The 18,548-nt window shown below is 55.5% G+C and carries 13 protein-coding genes; 4 read left to right on the top strand and 9 right to left on the bottom strand.

All coding sequences use genetic code 11. The features are described 5' to 3' along the window. Positions 1 to 39: 39 nt before the first annotated feature. Both uvsE and CUJ86_RS09115 read right to left on the bottom strand, forming a co-directional pair. The gene (gene uvsE / locus CUJ86_RS09120; protein ID WP_130647253.1) at positions 40 to 936 is read right to left on the bottom strand and encodes a UV DNA damage repair endonuclease UvsE; all 897 of its coding nucleotides are present in this window, start codon (positions 934 to 936) and stop codon (positions 40 to 42) included. Beyond that, positions 936 to 1,796, bottom strand: coding sequence for an apurinic/apyrimidinic endonuclease family protein (locus CUJ86_RS09115; protein WP_165394851.1), 861 nt, complete (start codon positions 1,794 to 1,796; stop codon positions 936 to 938). Before CUJ86_RS09115 ends, uvsE begins: the two co-directional genes overlap by 1 nt. Before the next feature lie 297 nt (positions 1,797 to 2,093). On the opposite strand from CUJ86_RS09115, the gene lysS reads away from it, so the two are divergent. The 3 genes from lysS to arcC all read left to right on the top strand — a co-directional run bounded on the left by lysS (position 2,094) and on the right by arcC (position 7,096). Then, the gene (gene lysS, locus CUJ86_RS09110) at positions 2,094 to 3,602 is read left to right on the top strand and encodes a lysine--tRNA ligase (protein ID WP_130647251.1); all 1,509 of its coding nucleotides are present in this window, start codon (positions 2,094 to 2,096) and stop codon (positions 3,600 to 3,602) included. 217 nt (positions 3,603 to 3,819) lie between these two features. Further along, positions 3,820 to 6,156, top strand: a complete 2,337-nt coding sequence (locus tag CUJ86_RS09105; RefSeq protein WP_130647250.1) for an Orn/Lys/Arg family decarboxylase — start codon at positions 3,820 to 3,822, stop codon at positions 6,154 to 6,156. 4 nt (positions 6,157 to 6,160) lie between these two features. Beyond that, entirely contained in the window at positions 6,161 to 7,096 is a 936-nt protein-coding gene (arcC, locus tag CUJ86_RS09100) for a carbamate kinase (RefSeq protein WP_130647249.1), read from the top strand. Here arcC and CUJ86_RS09095 read toward each other — a convergent pair. Beyond that, positions 7,083 to 8,303 carry an arginine deiminase family protein gene (locus tag CUJ86_RS09095; protein WP_130647248.1) on the bottom strand — a complete coding sequence of 407 codons (1,221 nt, stop codon included), beginning with the start codon at positions 8,301 to 8,303 and terminating at the stop codon, positions 7,083 to 7,085. The two genes, arcC and CUJ86_RS09095, sit on opposite strands and share 14 nt — an antisense overlap. A 135-nt stretch (positions 8,304 to 8,438) precedes the next feature. Between CUJ86_RS09095 and cas1 the strand changes: the two genes are divergently transcribed. Beyond that, the gene (cas1, locus tag CUJ86_RS09090) at positions 8,439 to 9,377 is read left to right on the top strand and encodes a CRISPR-associated endonuclease Cas1 (RefSeq protein ID WP_130647247.1); all 939 of its coding nucleotides are present in this window, start codon (positions 8,439 to 8,441) and stop codon (positions 9,375 to 9,377) included. Here cas1 and CUJ86_RS09085 read toward each other — a convergent pair. The 6 genes from CUJ86_RS09085 to CUJ86_RS09060 all read right to left on the bottom strand — a co-directional run bounded on the left by CUJ86_RS09085 (position 9,371) and on the right by CUJ86_RS09060 (position 18,087). Next, on the bottom strand, positions 9,371 to 9,649 hold the full coding sequence (locus CUJ86_RS09085) for an acylphosphatase (RefSeq protein WP_130647246.1): 279 nt from the start codon (positions 9,647 to 9,649) through the stop codon (positions 9,371 to 9,373). The two genes, cas1 and CUJ86_RS09085, sit on opposite strands and share 7 nt — an antisense overlap. Then, complete coding sequence (locus tag CUJ86_RS09080; protein ID WP_130647245.1) at positions 9,646 to 13,176, bottom strand: hypothetical protein; 3,531 nt, start codon at positions 13,174 to 13,176, stop codon at positions 9,646 to 9,648. The genes CUJ86_RS09085 and CUJ86_RS09080 overlap by 4 nt, the downstream gene beginning before the upstream one ends. Positions 13,177 to 13,406: 230 nt before the next feature. After that, positions 13,407 to 14,801 carry a phosphoglucosamine mutase gene (gene glmM / locus CUJ86_RS09075; protein ID WP_130647244.1) on the bottom strand — a complete coding sequence of 465 codons (1,395 nt, stop codon included), beginning with the start codon at positions 14,799 to 14,801 and terminating at the stop codon, positions 13,407 to 13,409. A 9-nt stretch (positions 14,802 to 14,810) separates the two neighbouring features. Beyond that, positions 14,811 to 15,563 carry a molybdopterin-guanine dinucleotide biosynthesis protein B gene (mobB, locus tag CUJ86_RS09070; protein WP_130647243.1) on the bottom strand — a complete coding sequence of 251 codons (753 nt, stop codon included), beginning with the start codon at positions 15,561 to 15,563 and terminating at the stop codon, positions 14,811 to 14,813. Further along, on the bottom strand, positions 15,560 to 16,093 hold the full coding sequence (locus tag CUJ86_RS09065; RefSeq protein WP_130647242.1) for a DUF5806 family protein: 534 nt from the start codon (positions 16,091 to 16,093) through the stop codon (positions 15,560 to 15,562). The genes mobB and CUJ86_RS09065 overlap by 4 nt, the downstream gene beginning before the upstream one ends. 1,397 nt (positions 16,094 to 17,490) lie before the next feature. Then, positions 17,491 to 18,087, bottom strand: coding sequence for an SANT/Myb-like DNA-binding domain-containing protein (locus tag CUJ86_RS09060; RefSeq protein ID WP_130647241.1), 597 nt, complete (start codon positions 18,085 to 18,087; stop codon positions 17,491 to 17,493). Between the last annotated feature and the right edge of the window lie 461 nt (positions 18,088 to 18,548).

The raw sequence follows: 18,548 nt of genomic DNA, 5'->3' as shown, positions 1-18,548 counted from the left end.
AAATAACCTTGCCATGCTCTGACATGGCGCGCACAGCCGTCACCCCTGCACAAGTCTCGTGTCCCCTCTCGCCGCCTCAAGGGCCCGACGGGCGCTCTGCTCCTTATCCTTGATCTCGAGCATGATATCGATGTCATGGGGGCGTGATTCGGTGAGAAAGGCGGAAAAAAGGGAGATATCAATACTCTGGGCGTGCGTGCCCTTCCTGGCCCCGTTCTCCTGCGACGAGTAATCGGTCATCAGGATTCCGTCGGATTTCCCCCATGTGGCGGCACACCGCCCGAGGGCATCGGCCGTATCCGAACCGTCCGGATTGCATTCATGGTGGAAGGCGTCGAAGAGCACAGGGGTTCCGCATTCACGGTGCAGGAGCAGGCAGTCGGTCACCGTGAACAGGCGGTCGTCATTCTCCACGACGAGTCGCCGGCGCACCGGTGCAGGGAGATCCCGGTAACGGTCGACAAATCGACCGAGTGCAGACTCTGCATCACCGTAACGCCCGCCGACATGGATCTGGACCTTTGCCGTGCTGTCCAGTCCCATCGCATCCAGAACAGTTGAATGGTATTCAAGTTCGGCGATGCTCCGCATCAGCACGCCCTCGTCCGGGGAGTTGATCAGGGTGAACTGGTCGGGGTGCATCGATATGCGCATCCCATTCTCCCTGAGCATGCGGCCAATGCCTGAAAAATCCTCTGCAAACGCCGATTCCCAGTCGAGGGTGTTCACCGGATGGGAGGCGAAGGGGACGAGGTCTGAGGTGATCCGGAAAAAGAGAAGGCCATGTGTACGGTTGAACTCAAGGGTGCGGGAGAGGCATTCGAGGTTCTCCCTCATGGTCGCATAAAAGCGCTCTTCGCTCCAGGACTTCAGCCTGAAGGTGCGGGCGGAGGTGCACCCGATGCCGCGGTTCACGCAGGGGTATCCGATGCGCATCAGACTGCTCCGGGCCGGAGTTTTTTCCGTCCTGGGAGGAGTCTGGGGTCTTCAAAGGCGGCGATCATCGCTACAAGGGCGCTCTGCTCCCTGTCGGGAAAGTCGATCAGGAGGTCGAAGTCAAGGGGGTGTGAACGCTCGAGAAATGTCAGGAAGCGGGGAGGATCCAGGGTATGGGCGGGTGTGGTCGCCCCCTCAGTTCTGGGGGAGAAGCGGACCAGAGGCAGACCGTCCTCCTCTTTCCATGTCCGGGCACAGGCCTCAAGCGCACCGGTTACCGAATCTTCGTCCTCCGAAAAATAGTGATTATACATGACCGGGATCCCGCACTCCCGGGCGACCTCGCAGCATCGTGCGACGGTGCAGAGATCATCGTTCATCAGGGCGAGACGCCTCTTCACCTCCGGGGTTGCTTTATCGAACTGCTCCCCGAACAATGCCGGGTCGCCCGCCCGTGCCGGGATCCGTGCATCCCCGCCGAGCCCCATTGCTCTGAGCACCATTGCCGAATATTCGTAATAGCCTGGATAGGACCCCGGACCCGAGAACGGCACCGGCGGCTGCATGGCGATACGGATCCCGCTTTCCCTGATAAATGCCCCGAGAGCGGCAAAGTCTGCCGCAAACTCCTCCGCCCAGTCCAGCGTATTCACCGGGTGTGCGGCATATGGCACAAGCCTGGTATCCAGGACAAAGAGGTGGAGCCCGGCCTTTCTATTGAACTCGAGAATGCGTGCCAGACAGGATAGATTTTCTGCAGTCGCCCAGATCTGTGTGCCCTCGGAATATGCAGTGATATCAAAACTGTTTCCAGTAGAACACCCGATGGAATGGTTGGCACTGGAATAGCCCACTTTCATCTGCAAACCCAGACTCGGTCGTCCGCTCACTATAAAAATCATCGTATTTGGGAGGCCGGATACGTCCGGGTCGGTCTCCCCTTCAGGGAGGTGGCGCTATCGCCGACCCTGCCGGGAATATACCATCATGATACGAGCGGTTTTTACCTCATATTGACTCTTCACCTTTGTTTCTGTCCTGATGGGGTTTTTCGAGGGACCGGTGATATCCTTAATACCCCTGAATAAAAAGTATTGAGAGCATCATTTCACCCGTTGGGCCCCCGGCGGGTGGACATCTGCACCCGGGAGAACACCATGAGCGACAGCAGCCAGATCAGTTTTGACGAGGCAAAACTCAGTAAATATCGCGACCTCTCTGAGACCGGAACCGATTTCTATCCGGCCCATTTTGAGAGAACAAGCACTCTTGCCGAGATCAGGGAGCATTTCTCAGAGATCGGCCACGATCCCTCGGATGAGGAGGTCACCACCGCCGGCAGGATCTATGTGATCCGCAGGCACGGCAAGACGATATTCATCGATATCGGTGATGAATCGGCAAGGATGCAATTGTATATCCGCAAAAATGATATCGGCGATGAACCGTTTGAGTTCATTAAAAAATATCTCGACGCCGGGGACATCATCGGGGTGACGGGCAGGGTGTTCAGGACGAAAATGGGTGAGATCACCGTCTGGGTCAGCACCTATTCCCTGCTTGCAAAGTCGGTCTGTGCCATGCCTGAGAAGTTCCATGGTCTGAAGAACACCGAGACCAGGTACAGGCAGCGTTACCTCGACCTGATCATGAACGAGGAGGCGCGGGAGACCTTCCGCCTGCGCAGTCGCACCATTGCAGAACTGCGGAACTTCCTGAATGAAAAGGACTTCCTCGAATTCGAGACCCCGACCCTCCAGCCGGTTTATGGCGGGGCCAATGCGCGTCCCTTCACCACCTATCACAACTATCTGGAGCAGCAGCTCTTCCTCCGCATCGCACCCGAACTCTACCTCAAGAGGCTTGTTGTCGGTGGTTTTGAGAAGGTCTATGAGATCTCCAAGAACTTCAGGAACGAGGATATCGACACCCACCACAACCCCGAATTCTCCATGGTGGAGATCTATGCCGCCTACCATGACTACAACGACATGATGGACCTCACCGAGGAGATCATCTCGCATCTCGCCGAATCTGCCCTGGGGAAGACGACGGTCACCTTTGAAGGGACCGAGATCTCCTTTGAGAGGCCCTGGCGGCGCCTTTCGATGGAGGACGCCGTGCGGGAGTATGCCGGCATTTCGGTGATGGACACGCCGGTCGAAGAACTCCGCCGTATTGCCGAAAGCGAACGTATGGAGAAATATGAGGGGGCGGAGACAAAGGGCGACTTCCTCGTGCTCTTCTTCGAGCATTACTGCGAGGATAAACTGATTCAGCCGACCTTCATCCATGATTTCCCGGTGGAAAATTCCCCGCTTGCGAAGCGCCATCGCTCAAAGCCAGGTTTCACCGAGCGGTTCGAGCTCTTCGTCTTTGGTATGGAGCTGGCAAATGGGTTCTCTGAGCTGAACGATCCGATCGACCAGAAGGAGCGCTTTGAGGAACAGGATAAAAAGCGCCGTCTCGGGGATCTCGAGGCGCAGATGATCGATTATGACTTCATCAATGCCATCGGCTACGGCATGCCGCCGACCGGCGGTGTCGGTATCGGCATCGACCGTCTGATCATGCTCATCACCGGCAACAATTCGATCAAGGAAGTGATCCTCTTCCCCTCGATGCGGAGCATCTCCTTGGTTGAGGAAGAGAAGACCGAAGAATAATCTGCTGTGCTACACGGCACATGCGCGAACCCCTGTGTTCGGGATACAGCCTGATCAGGGGGTTCGGACCTTTTTTTTCAGTTTATGGTGGCAGCGTTGAGGTGCACTTCCCGGATCTCTTCGGGCCACAAGACATAATTGATCGCTATTCCAGTTCAGTGATAACGGTCCGGGCAGACGCTCTGCAGGGGATGTCCGTTCACGCCGGAGTGATGGTATGGAGTGGTATAGCAGCCTTGATCTCTCAATCCTGATCATTGATTCAGACCTCCACACAGAAAGTGCGGGCGGTCTTGCACTGCGCGAGATCATCAAGCACCTCAAAGACCTTGATTTCAGGGTGATGGAGGCCCTGACGGTCGAAGATGGTCTTTCGATCTATCGTTCCACCTATCCCGAGATTGCCGGTGTGCTGCTCGATTGGGACCTCCAGCCCCCCTCGACGGCGTCTCCAGGCCCTGTTGAGATGGTCCGGACAATCCGCAGGAGAAATCGTGACCTCCCGATCTTCCTGTTCACCAGAAAACCGTCGATCAGTGAGATTCCCCTTGAAGTGATCCGTTCAATAGACGGTTATTTCTGGAAACTGGACAACACCCCCCGTTTCATTGCAGGGCGCATCGAGGATGTCACCGGTGATTATCTCGACCGTCTTCTCCCCTCGTTTTTCGGAGAACTGGTCAGGTACACGCAGGAATACAACTACGCCTGGCACACGCCGGGCCATACCGGCGGGGCCGCATTCCTCAAATCGCCGGTGGGGAAACTCTTCTTCCAGTTCTATGGAGAAAACACCCTCCGGTCGGATCTCTCGGTCTCGGTGCCCGAACTCGGTTCCCTCCTTGAGCACACCGGTGTCGTCGGCGAGGCCGAGGCGAATGCCGCCAGGATCTTCGGAGCGGATCGCACGTATTTTGTCACCAACGGAACCTCCACATCAAACAAGATCGTCTTCTCGTCCTGTGTCCGTCCGGGCGACATTGTGCTGGTGGACAGGAATTGCCATAAATCGGTGATGCATGCGATCATCCTGACGCAGGCCGTACCGGTGTACCTGACGCCGACACGCAACAGTTATGGAATCATCGGCCCGATCCGTTCATCTGAGTTCGATCCGGAGAACCTCCGACAGAAATGTGCCTCCCATCCTCTTGTTGGCGATGCCGGACGCCTGCCGCGCCTTGCAGTCGTCACGAACTCCACCTATGACGGTCTCTGCTATGACACCGGGGTGATCGGTCACTGCCTCTCCGGTCTGACCGACTGCCTGCACTTTGATGAGGCCTGGTACGGCTATGCCCGGTTTCATCCCCTGTATGAGGGGCGGTATGCGATGGCGGAAGGGGAGAAGGGTCCGGGTTACCCGGCGGTCTTTGCCACGCAGTCCACGCACAAGGTGCTTGCGGCCTTCTCACAGGGTTCGATGATCCATATCGGCGACGCCCACTCGCCGGAAGAGCGGCGGATCGATCCCGGTGTCTTCAATGAGGCGTTCATGATGCACACCTCGACCTCGCCGCAGTACAGCATCGTCGCCTCCCTCGATGTCGCTGCAAAGATGATGGAAGGAGACTCGGGGACGGTTCTGATCGCCGACACCATCGAGGAGGCGGTGATCTTCAGGCAGAAGATGGTGCAGCTCTCCCGGCAGGTGGCAGAGGACGAGGTGGAGGCGGAGCGGCGGTGGTGGTTCTCCCTCTGGCAGCCCGGTCACGGCGAGCTCCATGGTTCCGATGAGATCCTCTCCCTGAAACCCCGGATGCTCGATGGTGATAACGGTGCTCTTCTGGCTCAGCGGGAATTCTGGACCCTGCGTTCCGGCGAGCGCTGGCATGGTTTTTCAGGTATTGATGATGGCTACTGCATGCTCGACCCTGCCAAGGTGACCATCCTCACGCCCGGGATCGATGTCGACGGCGGTATGGAGAAATTCGGGATACCCGCCGTGATCGTCGCACGGTTTCTTCAGGAGCGGGGTATTGTGGTGGAAAAAATCGGATTTTACTCCTTCCTTGTTCTCTTCACAATGGGAATATCGAAGGGAAAGTCCGGGACACTGATTGCACAACTCTTTGAGTTCAAGGACGCCTATGATGACAATGCACCGCTTGATTCGGTGTTCCCCGGTCTGGATCGAGCATATCCACACAGGTATGCAGGGATGGGGCTTGCAGATCTCTGCAATGAGATGCATGCCTATCTCTGTGAACAGAGGATCTCATCCCTCCTGAAAAATGTCATTGCGCGGATTCCTGAACCCTCGATGACACCTGCGGAGGCATACCGGCGTATGATCGCCGGAGAGGCTGAAAAAGTGCCTGTCGGAGAGGTTGCAGGGCGAACGGCGGCGGTGATGGTGGTCCCCTATCCGCCGGGCATCCCGATCTGGATGCCCGGTGAGGGACTCGGTCCGAAAGATGGCGAGATCATCACATTTTTGAAGGTATATGAGGACTTTGATGCTACGTTTCCAGGATTTGAGACAGAGATTCATGGTGTGGTCCGTGATGAGGGGGACAATCGGCAGGTGTATTCGGTGCTCTGCCTGAGGTGATGGGATGAAGATTGTTGCAGCACTCGGTGGAAACGCGATCATTCGTTATCGGGAGGAGGGTACGGCGGAGGAACAACTTGGCCATATCGACACCGCCGTCGCTCCGCTGGCCCGGATGGCGGCGGCGGGTCATCGTATCCTGATCACCCACGGCAACGGCCCACAGGTCGGGGATATCCTGCTCCAGAACGAGTGCGCCAGAGAAGCGGTTCCGAGGATGCCTCTTGATGTCTGCGGGGCTGAATCGCAGGGGATGATCGGCTACATGATCCAGCAGCGTATGGAGGAGCGTCTCTCGATGCGGTCTGTCAGGACGCCGGTCGTAACCCTGCTCACCCGGACCCTCGTCGATCCCGACGATCCCGCCTTTCATGATCCGACGAAGGGGATCGGTCCCTATTATACCGATGCCGAGGCGCGCCGGATCATCGAGGACGAGGGCTGGCAGATGAGAAAAACAGAGGGCAGGGGGTGGCGACGGATCGTGCCGTCTCCTTCTCCGGTAACAATCCTGGAGATCGATGCCATCAGAACGCTCTTTGATGCGGGGGCCGTGGTGATCGCGGGCGGCGGTGGAGGGGTGCCGGTGATCTGGCGGGAGGGGCATCTTGCCGGTGTGGAGGCGGTGGTGGACAAGGATCGTGCCGCCGCATATATCGCCGAGGGGATCGGCGCCGATCTCCTGATGATGCTCACCGATGTTCCTGGCGTCTATACCGGTTTTGGCACCGCTGATCAGCTCCTGATCCGGTCGATGGATCTCAAAGGCGCCGGAGATCTTCTGGCCGCTGGTGAATGCGAAGAGGGATCGATGGCGCCGAAGGTGGCCGCGGCCGTCAGGTTTGTGGAGCGCACTGACACGTGTGCGGTGATCGCCCATCTCGACGACGCCGAATCGGCGCTTGCAGGTGAGTCGGGAACGCGCATCACCCCCGCCTGATCGGGCAGGTCATGCAATGGGCGCCGCCATACCCGCCGGTGGCGTTTTTCAGCCCGAGCGGTGTCATCTCCAGACCTTCGGCATAGACCTCGCGTTTATACGGGAAAAATTCCGCCTCCCCGCGAAGGCGACGGTAATCCCTCTCCGCCTGCGCACACAGGTGCCCCCAGGTCTCCGGCGCTGTATTCGCCCGTTGCCTGAGCCGTTCCAGCATGAGGGGGGCGATCTGTCCGGTATCCACGGCAACACACTCCCGGTCCCTGACGCAGAGAAAATTGGAGGCATAGCAGACCTGTTCGAGGGTCGTGATCGGCACGATCGAGAAGTCTTTTTCCGCAAAAAATTCCTTCAAGCTCTTTTTTTCACCGGTAAACCGATAACCGGCTCCTTCCCTGACATGGAGATCGACGGTGGCGGCATTGAGGAGCGCAGGGTTACCGACGACGATGCCGTCGCCGCAGATGTTGCAGTAGGTGTCGAGGTGCATATTCACCATATAATCCCTCCCTCCGATCAGGGGATGGACGGGTTCGTGCACGACGGCGACCTCATCGAAACCGATCCCCTCCTGCAACAGGCAGGAGATACCTGCAGAGGTGGTCCTGCCTCCGCACCCGATCATGGCAAACTCCCCTGCCGGTATGAAGTCCCCGCCTTCCAGGTGCCCCTCAGTGACCGACGCAACCGGCCCGGCACCGAGGGCGGTCAGTGCAAGTTTCGTGACGCGGGTTTCGTGTCGGCGTTCTGTCGTCGCCATTCTGCCGGATACCATGCCGAGATCGGTGCATATCTGCTGGTCACGCATGAAGTAGAGGTTGTGCATCGTTCCGTGGAGAGCGGTATCCTGCCCTTCCGGGCGGGATCCGAGGATTGCGGCCAGAAGAAGATGATGGGGGTCCCGTTCCTGGACCGGGGGACGTGTATCCTCCAGCAGGTGAGAGGTACAGCCGAGGAGTCCCTCTCTGACACCGGGCACTGCCGTTGCCCCGTCCAGGATTGATGTGCAGAGGCGACGGATCCTGACCCCGAAGTCCTCCTGAAGGATCTCACAGAGTCTGCGGTGTTCCCGCTGCGCCGCATCGAGATTGAAGAACCGTTCGTAGAGGTGATGGTCCGGGTTCAGGAGGGCGAAAAAGACCTCTGGTCCCGGTTCATGCACCAGCACCTCCTGGAGGCGGTGCCACTCCGCTCCCGCTCCTGCACTCATGAACTGATGTTGATCCCTGTTCTGTCATCAATCTTGTGAGATCTGTTCCGGCAGACGTACCGATCCCTTCATGTAGGGGAAAATGCCAGAGTAAATAGATGGATCACCCGCTACGGGGAGAGATGGTGCGGTTTTATGGCGACTGATAAGGGGGGTGCATGGTTCACGGTCGCCGGACACGGGGCGCATATACGGGCGACGAGAGACTATCTCACCATTCGGCGGGGAGGACGGGAGGAGCAGATCAGGGTCAACACCCTTGATCACCTCATCGTCATCGGAGGACACACCCTGCACACCTCTGCTGTCATCTCCCTTTCACGTGCCGGGATACCGATCTCTTTTTTTGACGCGGACGGGAAGGCGGCAGGGAGGATTGCTCTCCGTGGTGACTGCTATCAGGAGCGCCTGAGGGAGGCGCAACGGCGCGCTTCAAAACACAACTATGCCCTTGTCTTTGCGAAAGCCGGTGTTGATTCCCGGATTCTTGCGATAGAGCGATACGGCCATTCTCATGGATGGAGCCTGCTGTACGAGGGCGAACTCGATCTTCTTCAGAGTTCACGTGAGGAAATTCAGTATCTTGTCCGGATGGAGGAGATCAGACGTCTCCATAAATATCTGAGGGATATGTACTATGAGATCATGGCCCGGACGCTTCCGCCTGAACTGGGGTTCAGGAGGAGAACAGAGCGCCCTCACCGTGATCCCGTCAATGCAATGCTTTCATTTGGGTATGCCGTGCTGTTCGGTGTCGCCGGAACGATGGTTGCCGCTGCGGGGCTTGACCCCTGTGCCGGTGTGCTGCATGATGGGGACGACGGACTGATCCGGGACATTATCGATGGTTTCCAGCCGGTGATGGTGGATGAGACGGTGTTTTCAATGGCCAGAGAAGGGATTGCCGAAACGGCATATGAGATCGGAGAGCGGCGCTGCTATCTCTCTGATGATCTGATTGGAGAATTGCTGCCGCGGCTGCACCGTTCGATCCGTGAGGAGGCGGTGGCGGCGGTTGTGCGGGATTACTGCGACGCACTGCTGAAAGGGAATGTATTCTCCCCGGTTTATTGAATTGTGTTTCTGAGGACAAAAAAGCCATCCTGATGGAGGAGAGGAATTTCTTTGACTTCAATATCCCTGATCACGGCCCGGGGGCAGCCATAAAGCATCCCAATAAATTTTTCAAGAACCGCCATATCGCCGGTGGCGAGGATCTCCACGGCGCCGTCATCGAGGTTCCTGACCGAACCTCCAAGTCTAAGGTTGACGGCGATCTTCCTGGTACACGCCCGAAATCCAACATGCTGAACACGACCCGAGATCCTGATCCGGATCGAATTCACATTCTTTCCTCCTGGATGATCCGCATGGCGACATCGAGTTCATTGAACACCTCGTCCCTGAGATCGTCCTGTCTGATATTGGTGGCGGCGTTCACCGCCATGCCGATGATGTCCCTGCTCTTTTTCCTCTCTCCTGCCTCATGGAGGGAGAGCGCAAGGTCGCAGAGGACATATACACGTCTGGACAGCGGGCGAATGATGCTCGCTTCGTCAAGGCCGAAGAGGAGAATGGCATCTGCAGCACGCTCCCGTTCGGCTTCATGAAGCAGAAGGAACAGTTCAAAACAGTATCTGGCTCTCTGAGCGCGGTCGGATAGGCTTTCGATGAGGTACTCGATCGAAGAGAGATCCGGGTGATTGGGAGTTGCAGCGAGCATCTCCTGGGTCGCCTCCATCAGACGTTTATAGGCGGGATCGGTGATCCCCTTCTCATCCTTTAACCCGAGCTGCTGGAAGATCCGGTGCCTGATGATCTCTTCTTCAATTGTCTCGATGACCCGAATCCCTTCGTTCCGATAATCTTCGTTGTGTTCGGCCGTCGAGAGCATGAGATACATCTGGCAGATCCCTTTTCTCACCATGGCGGCGACAAGAGGGATCATGATCTCGTCTGTCAGGTTGGTCGCCTCTCTGAGCAGACGCTCCGCATCGCCGTTTTCACCATATTTCTGGGCGATCGGGACCACGGAAAGTAGCATTGACGCACGGTCATAGGCAAGAGGAATTTCGTCGATTCCGGCATAGATGCTCTCCATCACATCCTGTGTCTGCCCTCCCTGGATCACAATCCCGAAGGCCGCCACAAGCGAGTTCACGAAATCCACCGGTTCCTCAATTGCATTGATCAGCCTGATCGCAATGGCCGTATTGGTTTCATCCGCTCTCAGGGCATGGAGACTCACAAGGGAGAACACGAGATGTTTCCTGACAATCCCGCCCATTTCCGGATCGATTTCTGGAAGAAGGGTGAAGGCCTCCTCAAAAGACTCGTAGCCTGCATCGATGTCGATCCTGGCGATCAGTCCCGCACTATCTGAGAGGATCAGTGCCCGTTCATGGGGGATCCCCATATCCGCCGTCCCCCTCCTGACATCGCCCAGTATCTCGGCGGCGCGTTCGGTGTCATGCAACCTCAGATAACCTTCTGCGAGGGTGCACATTCCTGAAAATCGTGTGTAGAGGTTTCCGATCCGCATGAGCAGGGATCTGGTCAGCTCCATCACCTCGGGCAGACCCTTCGCATGCTCCAGACGCTGGAGGAGGAAGGCCATCATCTCATAGGGATCGGTTGAGGCAACATCATCGATATAGGGTTCGAACTCGGTTGCCACCCTCGTGATCATGGCATCCCGCTCAACCGCGCTCTTGATCTCAAGAACGAACATCACGAGCGGTATGGAATAATAGGGGTTTTTTGTCTGATGCACATATTCGGTGATGATATCGATGCCGCGTGCAATCCGGATCGAATACCGGCGTTCGGTAACCGTAACCCGCAGGATGTCGGTCGCCCGCCTGAACACTGAAATCCGCGTCTCAAGGAGGTCCCTGTTCTCGGCGCTGATGGCCTCTCTCATCATCAGACAACCGACCCGAATATACCCCTCGATGATCTGTTCATACAGCTGCTGCCTCAGTGAGGGATCATCGATCTCACCGGCGATATCATAGGCGTTTTCCAGCGCATGCGGTGCCTTCTTATCGATCCCGTATTTTACCATCCCGAGGACGATATTTCCGGTGGTGTAGAGGCCGTACTCCTTTTCGAGCAGGGGGTCTGTCCAGCTGCGCATCCGTTTCAGAAGGGTGAGATCGCCCTGATTGACGGCCAGATCGGCGGCGCGGTCGATCACGCTGCAGAGCGCCTCTGAACGGGTCTTCTGTCCCCTGATCTCACAGGTCAGTCCGACTGCCCGCTGGAGATAGTCCCTGTTTCGATGGCTGACGCCGAAATCCGCAATATTGGTAACGATTCTGGAGACGGCTATCCCGGATATGCCGGTGTTTGAGATCTGACGGGCAATTTCTACGAGATAGGACGGATCGAGTGTTTCAATAAACCGGCGTTCGATCAGCAGGTCTATCGCCATCAGGAGTTGTTCATCCCGGTGTCGGTGCATTCCGGCAAGGGCGACAAGGGAGGAGATATGATGAATGATCTCGCCCAGACTCGTATGTTTGCAGATATCTGCAATGCTCCTCTGGATCAGATTCTCCCTGGTCTCTGTATCCATCCGCGCGAACACCTGATCCCGTATCTGGTCGACGCGGTCCCTGAGGACACCTGCACTGACTAGCATCACCGAGGTGTCCCAGAACTGGGTGCCTGTCTGGATGAGCTCCGTGAATGAAGTGATTCTGGTATAGATGTCGACGGCATGGGTGAAGGCGCCCCGCTGGAGCATGGTGTGGACGAGCTGCAGATAGATTGCATAGGCCCGCGGTCCGGTGACGGCTTCTTCGACGATCGGGACGATGTCAAGCAGAAACTTTGCCTCTCCTGTCCGTTCGACGACCGAGATTCCCGCACGGATGATCTCTCTGATCTGGACTTCATCGGATGGAGAGAGCTGAGTATTGAACCTGAGTGCCGATTCAAGATAATATGGGTCTCCGAAGTGTTCCGCTGCCTTTAACAATTCGGTGATGGTGGCCTGGAGGGTGAAGGGATACTCTTTCAGCACCTCTTCCAGGTGTGATATGACGGCGCCCTTGTCATGGGCGCGTCTGATCTTCTCACCGATAAGTGCGGCGGTGATCTCTGAGATCTGCTCCTCCTCCAGCCCCTCCATCCGGGCAAGCACTGCCGGAATATCTGATATCGAGGAGCCAAGGGGTGATTTCCATACCTGACCGATAATCGAATCGATGCTGTTTGTCCGGCGGATCTTCTGTTTGATCCCTGCGGCATCCCTGAGTGCATCGATGATCAGATTAAATTCCCTCTTTGCAATCCCGATCCGCCCGATGGCCTTCGTGACCTCGCTCTGGAGAAGGGAACGTTTGGATATATCTCCTATCCCTTCGATCAGACCGAGCGCCTCCTTCAGGAGAGTGGTGTCGCGGATGGTGATGCTCCAGACAATATGCAGGGGAACAATGTCCATCAGAATCGCCGAGCGGTATTTTCTGAAACTGATCTGATGGAATGTTTTCATGCCCGCCTCAATCAGGTCGGCATCTGCGTGATCCACGCCGGATTCGATGAGGTTTTTTGTGACTTCAGAGAGGATCTGGGACTGTGAACTTTTCCGGTCAAGAGATTCGGCAAGATCGTAAACGGCGTTCAGCCATGCGGGCTCTTTGGTATCGATAAAATGATGGGTTGCCCTGTGGATATAATCATAAATCTCATTTTTGGGAAGAATGACTGGAAGTCTGGCCAGTTCCGGGTGGTTTTCACGAAAGGCGGTTTCGAGAATGGTGGCATGGATTGTCTCCAGCAATTCCTTCTTCTCTTTTCTGCGGGGAATCTGCGAGATGTCACTCAGAAGAACTTCAATCTCGTCTTCGTTTCCTCGTGCCACGACCGAATGTATCCGGTTTACGATCTCAACTTCATTATTGGGCAAGGTTCTTCCTACCAAAATATAATCCAACAATAGTTAAAAAAGTTTCCCTCTGGTGACTTTTGATATTATATTCCCAATAACAAATTGAAGAATATTACATGTATTGAACCGGTCTGATATGGTGAAAAAGAGATCCGGGAGTGATGGCGGTGTGCATTATAAAATGTTTTAAATATTGGGTGTATTTATTGGTGGCCGGCCTGCGGTTCGAGAAGATCCGGGGCTGCAGCATGAATGCTCTCCATTATCTCCTCGAAAAATTCCTGACAGGTGGAGTCGTCGGTTGCCTCCACGATTATGCGCATCATGGGTTCGGTGCCCGAGGGGCGGACAAGTGCCCATGCTCCCTCCCGGTTGATCCGGATCCCGTCCCGGCAGTCGATCCGCTCCGTTGAATGCCGTTCTTTCAGGGTGGCGATGACCTCCTCGGCATGGGCGGTTTTTACCTTCTCTTTGATAATCCGGTAGGAGGGCATTGCATCGACGAGAGTCGAGAGTTTCTCTCCCCGGGCGTGCAGGACGGCGACCATCATGGCAGCGGTCATCCCCCCGTCGCGGCAGAACTGGTGTTCGGGAAAAATCAGCCCTCCATTCCCTTCACCGCCAAAAGCGACTTTCTCACCTGCGGCGATGAGTTCTCGCATTTTTCTGGCGACATATATGCTGCCGACCGGGGTGAATTCGACCCGACAGTCATTCTTTCCGGCGACGGTCTCTGCAATCATGGAGGTCGATACCGGAGTAACCACAATTCCCGTCCGTCCGCTGCAGATGTGTCCTTCTATCAGGCCGAACTCCATGTTCTCCTCGATATATCGTCCCTGATCATCGACAAACACGGCCCGATCAGCATCACCGTCGTGGGCGACACCGAAGGCGGCGCCTGTCGCCCTGACCATCTCTGCGAGGGGGGCAAGCCCTTCCGGACTTGGTTCAGGGAGTCGGCCCGGGAACCGCCCGTCCATGCGGGCATTGATGGTATGGACCCGGCAGCCGAGGCGGGTGAGGATCTGCGGGGTGGTCTCTGCCGCCGGTCCGGAACCGGGGTCAACGACGACGGTCATGCCGTCGCCCGCACCTGCGGGAAAATGGTTGACGATGGCATCGACATAGGTGGTGCGCAGGTTTTTGTCCTCGGTCTTCTGCCCGACCCGTTCCCATGCGACCTCTTTGAAGTCGCCTGAAAAGATGAGGTCTTCAAGTTTCAGGGTTTCCTGATCGCCCATCTCGGTCCCGTCTGGTTCGATGATCTTGACGCCGTTGTACTCCGGGGGGTTGTGGGAAGCGGTGATCATGGCCCCGGCATCAAAGTGGTCCCTGACGATGTACTGGAGTGCAGGGGTGGGCAGGACGCCGCAGTCGACAACATCACATCCGGTTGCCATCAGCCCTGCAGAGATGGCGGATGACAGCGCCTCTCCTGATGTCCGTGTGTCCCGCCCGACGGCGATCCGTCCGCCCCGCATGCTGCCGAGCGCCTTGCCGATCCGCATCACCAGGTCGGCGGTCATATCTGATCCAACGATGCCCCGTACTCCGTTCGTTCCGAACAATCTCTTTTGAACTCTTGTTTCGCTCATGCACTCTCCTCACGGTTTATTGTGTGCCTCACTCTTGAGGCGGTCGATGGCGCGGCTCATTGCGGCGAAGGCCTCCTGCCGGTGTTCGGCGATCAGTGCAAAGTAGGTGATGTCCTCTCCTGCACAGAGTCTTCCTTTCTGGTGGTGGAATCTGGCGCCGATGACGCCGGGCGTGTTTCTGGCCTCTTCTTCGAGGCTTTCGATGATGGGATCGATGGAGGGGGCGAAATCCAGGTATTCGGTCCGCTGGTCTCCGGTGATCTCCCGCACGAGACCGTTGAAGGTGAGGATGCAGCCTGCCCGTTCGGTGGATATGGTCCGCCTGAGTTCTCTGACCACTCCCTGCATCGTGTAGTAGTCTTCAAACAGGGCGAGAGAAGAGATGACGTCTGCAGTCGACGGATTTCTCAGGACCGCCCCCTCTGTTTCCAGGTCGCCGATCACAATTCTCGGGAAGGGGATGGTTTTGAAGCCTTCGATGATACAGACCTCGACTCCGGCATCGCATATCTCGGTGAGGGCAGTCTTCAGGTCGGCGGTGTCCAGAATTGCGACCGATTTGATATCGTCGATGCCGACCGATCGATCGGCGCCTGCCGCCATGTAGCGGGAGGTGTCCTTTCCCTCATTGACCGCAAAGCGATCATGTCCGAGGTGCTTTATGACTGCGATACTTCCCTGCTCCCTGAGAATGGGGATCAGGGCTTCGATAAATGTGGTCTTACCACTGTTTGATCTGCCGACAACCTGAATTATCTTCATGTATCCTCACCATGGTGCGCATTTTTCATCCTTTCATTGAGCAGTTCTGCCGATGAACGGGAGACTTTTTTCATTACCTCTGAAACCCGGTCTTCGAGTTCGATTTCCTCATCGATCCCCAGGTTGGTCCCCTCGATCTCCATGAGGAAACGGGCGACCTCGCTTGCTTCGAACAGGATATCGTCAAGCTCCTCGGTTGTAAAAAAGCCGCAGAGGGCCCCGTAAAAAAACGTGGCTCCGGCCATTTTCACCTTATTTTTAAAGGCGTTTCTTGCCTGATTGACCGCCTGCGGGGTGTAGGGCTCGGTCATGAATGGGACGAGTTCGGGGAGGTGTGCGCCGATGAATGTCATCTCCGCTCCGCTCGTCGTCTGGAAATCAGCACAGAGGCGGGCGATTGCCCACTCTCGTGCAGTGATGTAGGTGTGTTTCCTGAGAAACTGGTTTACTCGATGGTAGGTCGAACCTTCAACCTTTCTGAATTTCCGGTATTTCTTGATCTCTTCAGCACGGTCTGCTGATTCCTTCATCTGATGATCTCTCCTGCCTTCGATCTCCCTGCCCTGATCGGTCTTCTTTGTATATCGCATGATATGGTTTATATTTGTGGTGTTTTCGTCCTGAAAAATCGGTTATAATCTCCTGTTTCTTTTTCTATCCGGTGCAATGGCGCCTGATAGGAAAATTCGGCGGAGTTGTCCGGGTGGTGGTTGAACTCTTCTGCATCTGAGGGGGCGAGACCCTCTTTTGAGCCTTTCCGGATCGGCAGGGGGTCTTATCCGAAAGCTCCTCTCTAAATTGTCCTGCCCGCCGGGCCCTTCATGCTCCTCTGTCTTCGGCACGCCATTCCGGCACCCGCTGTAAGGGCGATCCGGTCCTCATGCGCCTGATCGCCGGGATACCTTCCGCGTAATATTTGGAGAGAAGAACCGGGGGGGGAGTTGTGCTGTGGCGTCTCCCCTCTTTGGGGTGCGCCGATCGCTGTGCAGGATCGGTTGTGGCGAGGGGTGCATCGTCCATGATCGTGGATCTGAATTATCTGGCCATCATCAGATTCCCGGCAGATGAATGGTTGGGCCTCCAACGCGCCTGGGAGCGTTCAGTCGTCGCCACACATGCGGGGGATGCAAGTGATCCGCTGATCGTATGGTGGGTCCCAGCGTCACGGCAGGTTCGGTTATCGCTGGCTTTGTGGTCTGCTTCCCTTTGTGATCAACGCAAAGGGCGGTCAGCGACGATTGTGATCCGGCGTGGGTCATCATCATTTTCTGTCTGGTGCTGTTCCATACGTGGTGGACGGCGGGGCGTGGTCGTCGACTTTTTTCTGTGGTGTGTGGGTGCGTGGCGGGTGGTGAGAGCCGGTTCTGGGGGCGCCGCTTACATATAGCATCATATGGTTTATGGGTGGAGGATGTGAGGGGTCTTTGCTGATCCTGAAATGAAAATGGGGGGAACAGGTATTCTTCTCCGGGCAGGAGGCTTTCAAAAAGGCCCGGTTTATGGGGCGTTATTTAAAAAACAAGAATGAAACTCTCATTCAATCATTTTCGTCCAGGGGGGTGGCCGGGTCTCGCTTCTAAATCGGATCGCCGTTGAAACCGCGGTTATTTCCTGGCAATTTACATCGGTGCCCGCAATGGGATTCTATTTGTCTTCGGCAGTAAAAATTGACACATTTTCTCCCCTCCCCTGAATTTTTCTGGTATGGGTGATTGTGGGGTGTATTCGACGGCAAAATGTATTCTCCATTGCGGCGGCTGCCGGGAATTCTCCGGGCTTTTCCCCCTGGAACTCTAAAAATTCCTCAGTGTCCGGTTTTGGCCTTCCCCCATTCGATCATCCTGATTGAATTTTGGGGGGTCGGTGTTTTGAAACATTTCAACCGTGCCTGAATGCTCTGAATTCCACTCCGGCCGAGTTTATGCTGTCAAAGGCGTTCTGATAAATGGTTGTCCGGGTTGATATTTTCGAAATGTCTCGCAACGGATATGCACATATTTATGAAATCTCTAGCTTTGTGCTCTCGTTTGCATGAGTTGATGATGGAGCAGCATAATGCGACGTTGTTCTTGGTGTAGCCTTCGTCTGGGTTAATTCGGTCCACGGACAGGCAACGGGGATCCCTGGGATCTGTGCTCATTTCAACTCCGGAATAGAAACATTTTCCTCTCTGCTTCTCCCAGATTTCTTTTAAGTCTCCAACTCCCAATTCGAGCACATTCGCATTCTTTTTTATCAGGGATGGTTGCTGTATGTGTTGGTTCATTGTCTTGAGGCGAACGTTCAGAAGTCCGTCGAGATCTAGATTATTATAATATTTTTTTGCTCGATCTCGTTCGTAATCGAATATTTCGGGATTCTTTAACTTCTTATATCTGTGGGCAATGGAGGAGTATGATCTCTCCATCAAACGTGCCGCGATATACATGTCCTGGTGTTGATCCATTAATTGGGTGAGGGTCATGTCTTCCTCTGGCGTCCATCTCCCTCTCTTTTTTCCCTTAATATTGTAATCTCTGCTCATTTAATCATCGAATGGTGTTTGCCAATCAAATAAGTTGTGTTTTCAATTGCTCTTTATTGGGGTTCTCATTCGCCCGGGCTTGATGAAATATATTGCAGGTGTTGTGGGGGCGAATGAGTGGCTGTTGGGTGGGGGTGCCGGAGTCCGGGGCATCTGGCGTCTGGGTGGTGAAAACTCTGAATCTGCGAATGTTTGTGGAAAAACATTGTATTCTCTCTTTTTGAGGGCACTATTTTGGTATTAATTGTGGATGTCAATGGTTTGGGATTGTGGGTCGGAAATCTGGCTCTTGTATCTCATTGAAAAACGATAAATTGGGACTATTTTGGTGTCCATTTCTTTGTTGGTGTCTGGGTGGGGTGGCGGTTCCTATTGGTTTTTTGGAATTAAATTCGGGCCTATTTTACATCCTCTTATTGTTTTGATCCTGGCGTCCTGTTTTCTCTCTCTTTTCAGGTCGG

Origin of the sequence: Methanofollis fontis (genome assembly GCF_004297185.1) — an archaeon.
Classification (GTDB): Archaea; Halobacteriota; Methanomicrobia; order Methanomicrobiales; family Methanofollaceae; genus Methanofollis; species Methanofollis fontis.
This window is presented reverse-complemented; position numbering and strand designations above follow the sequence as displayed.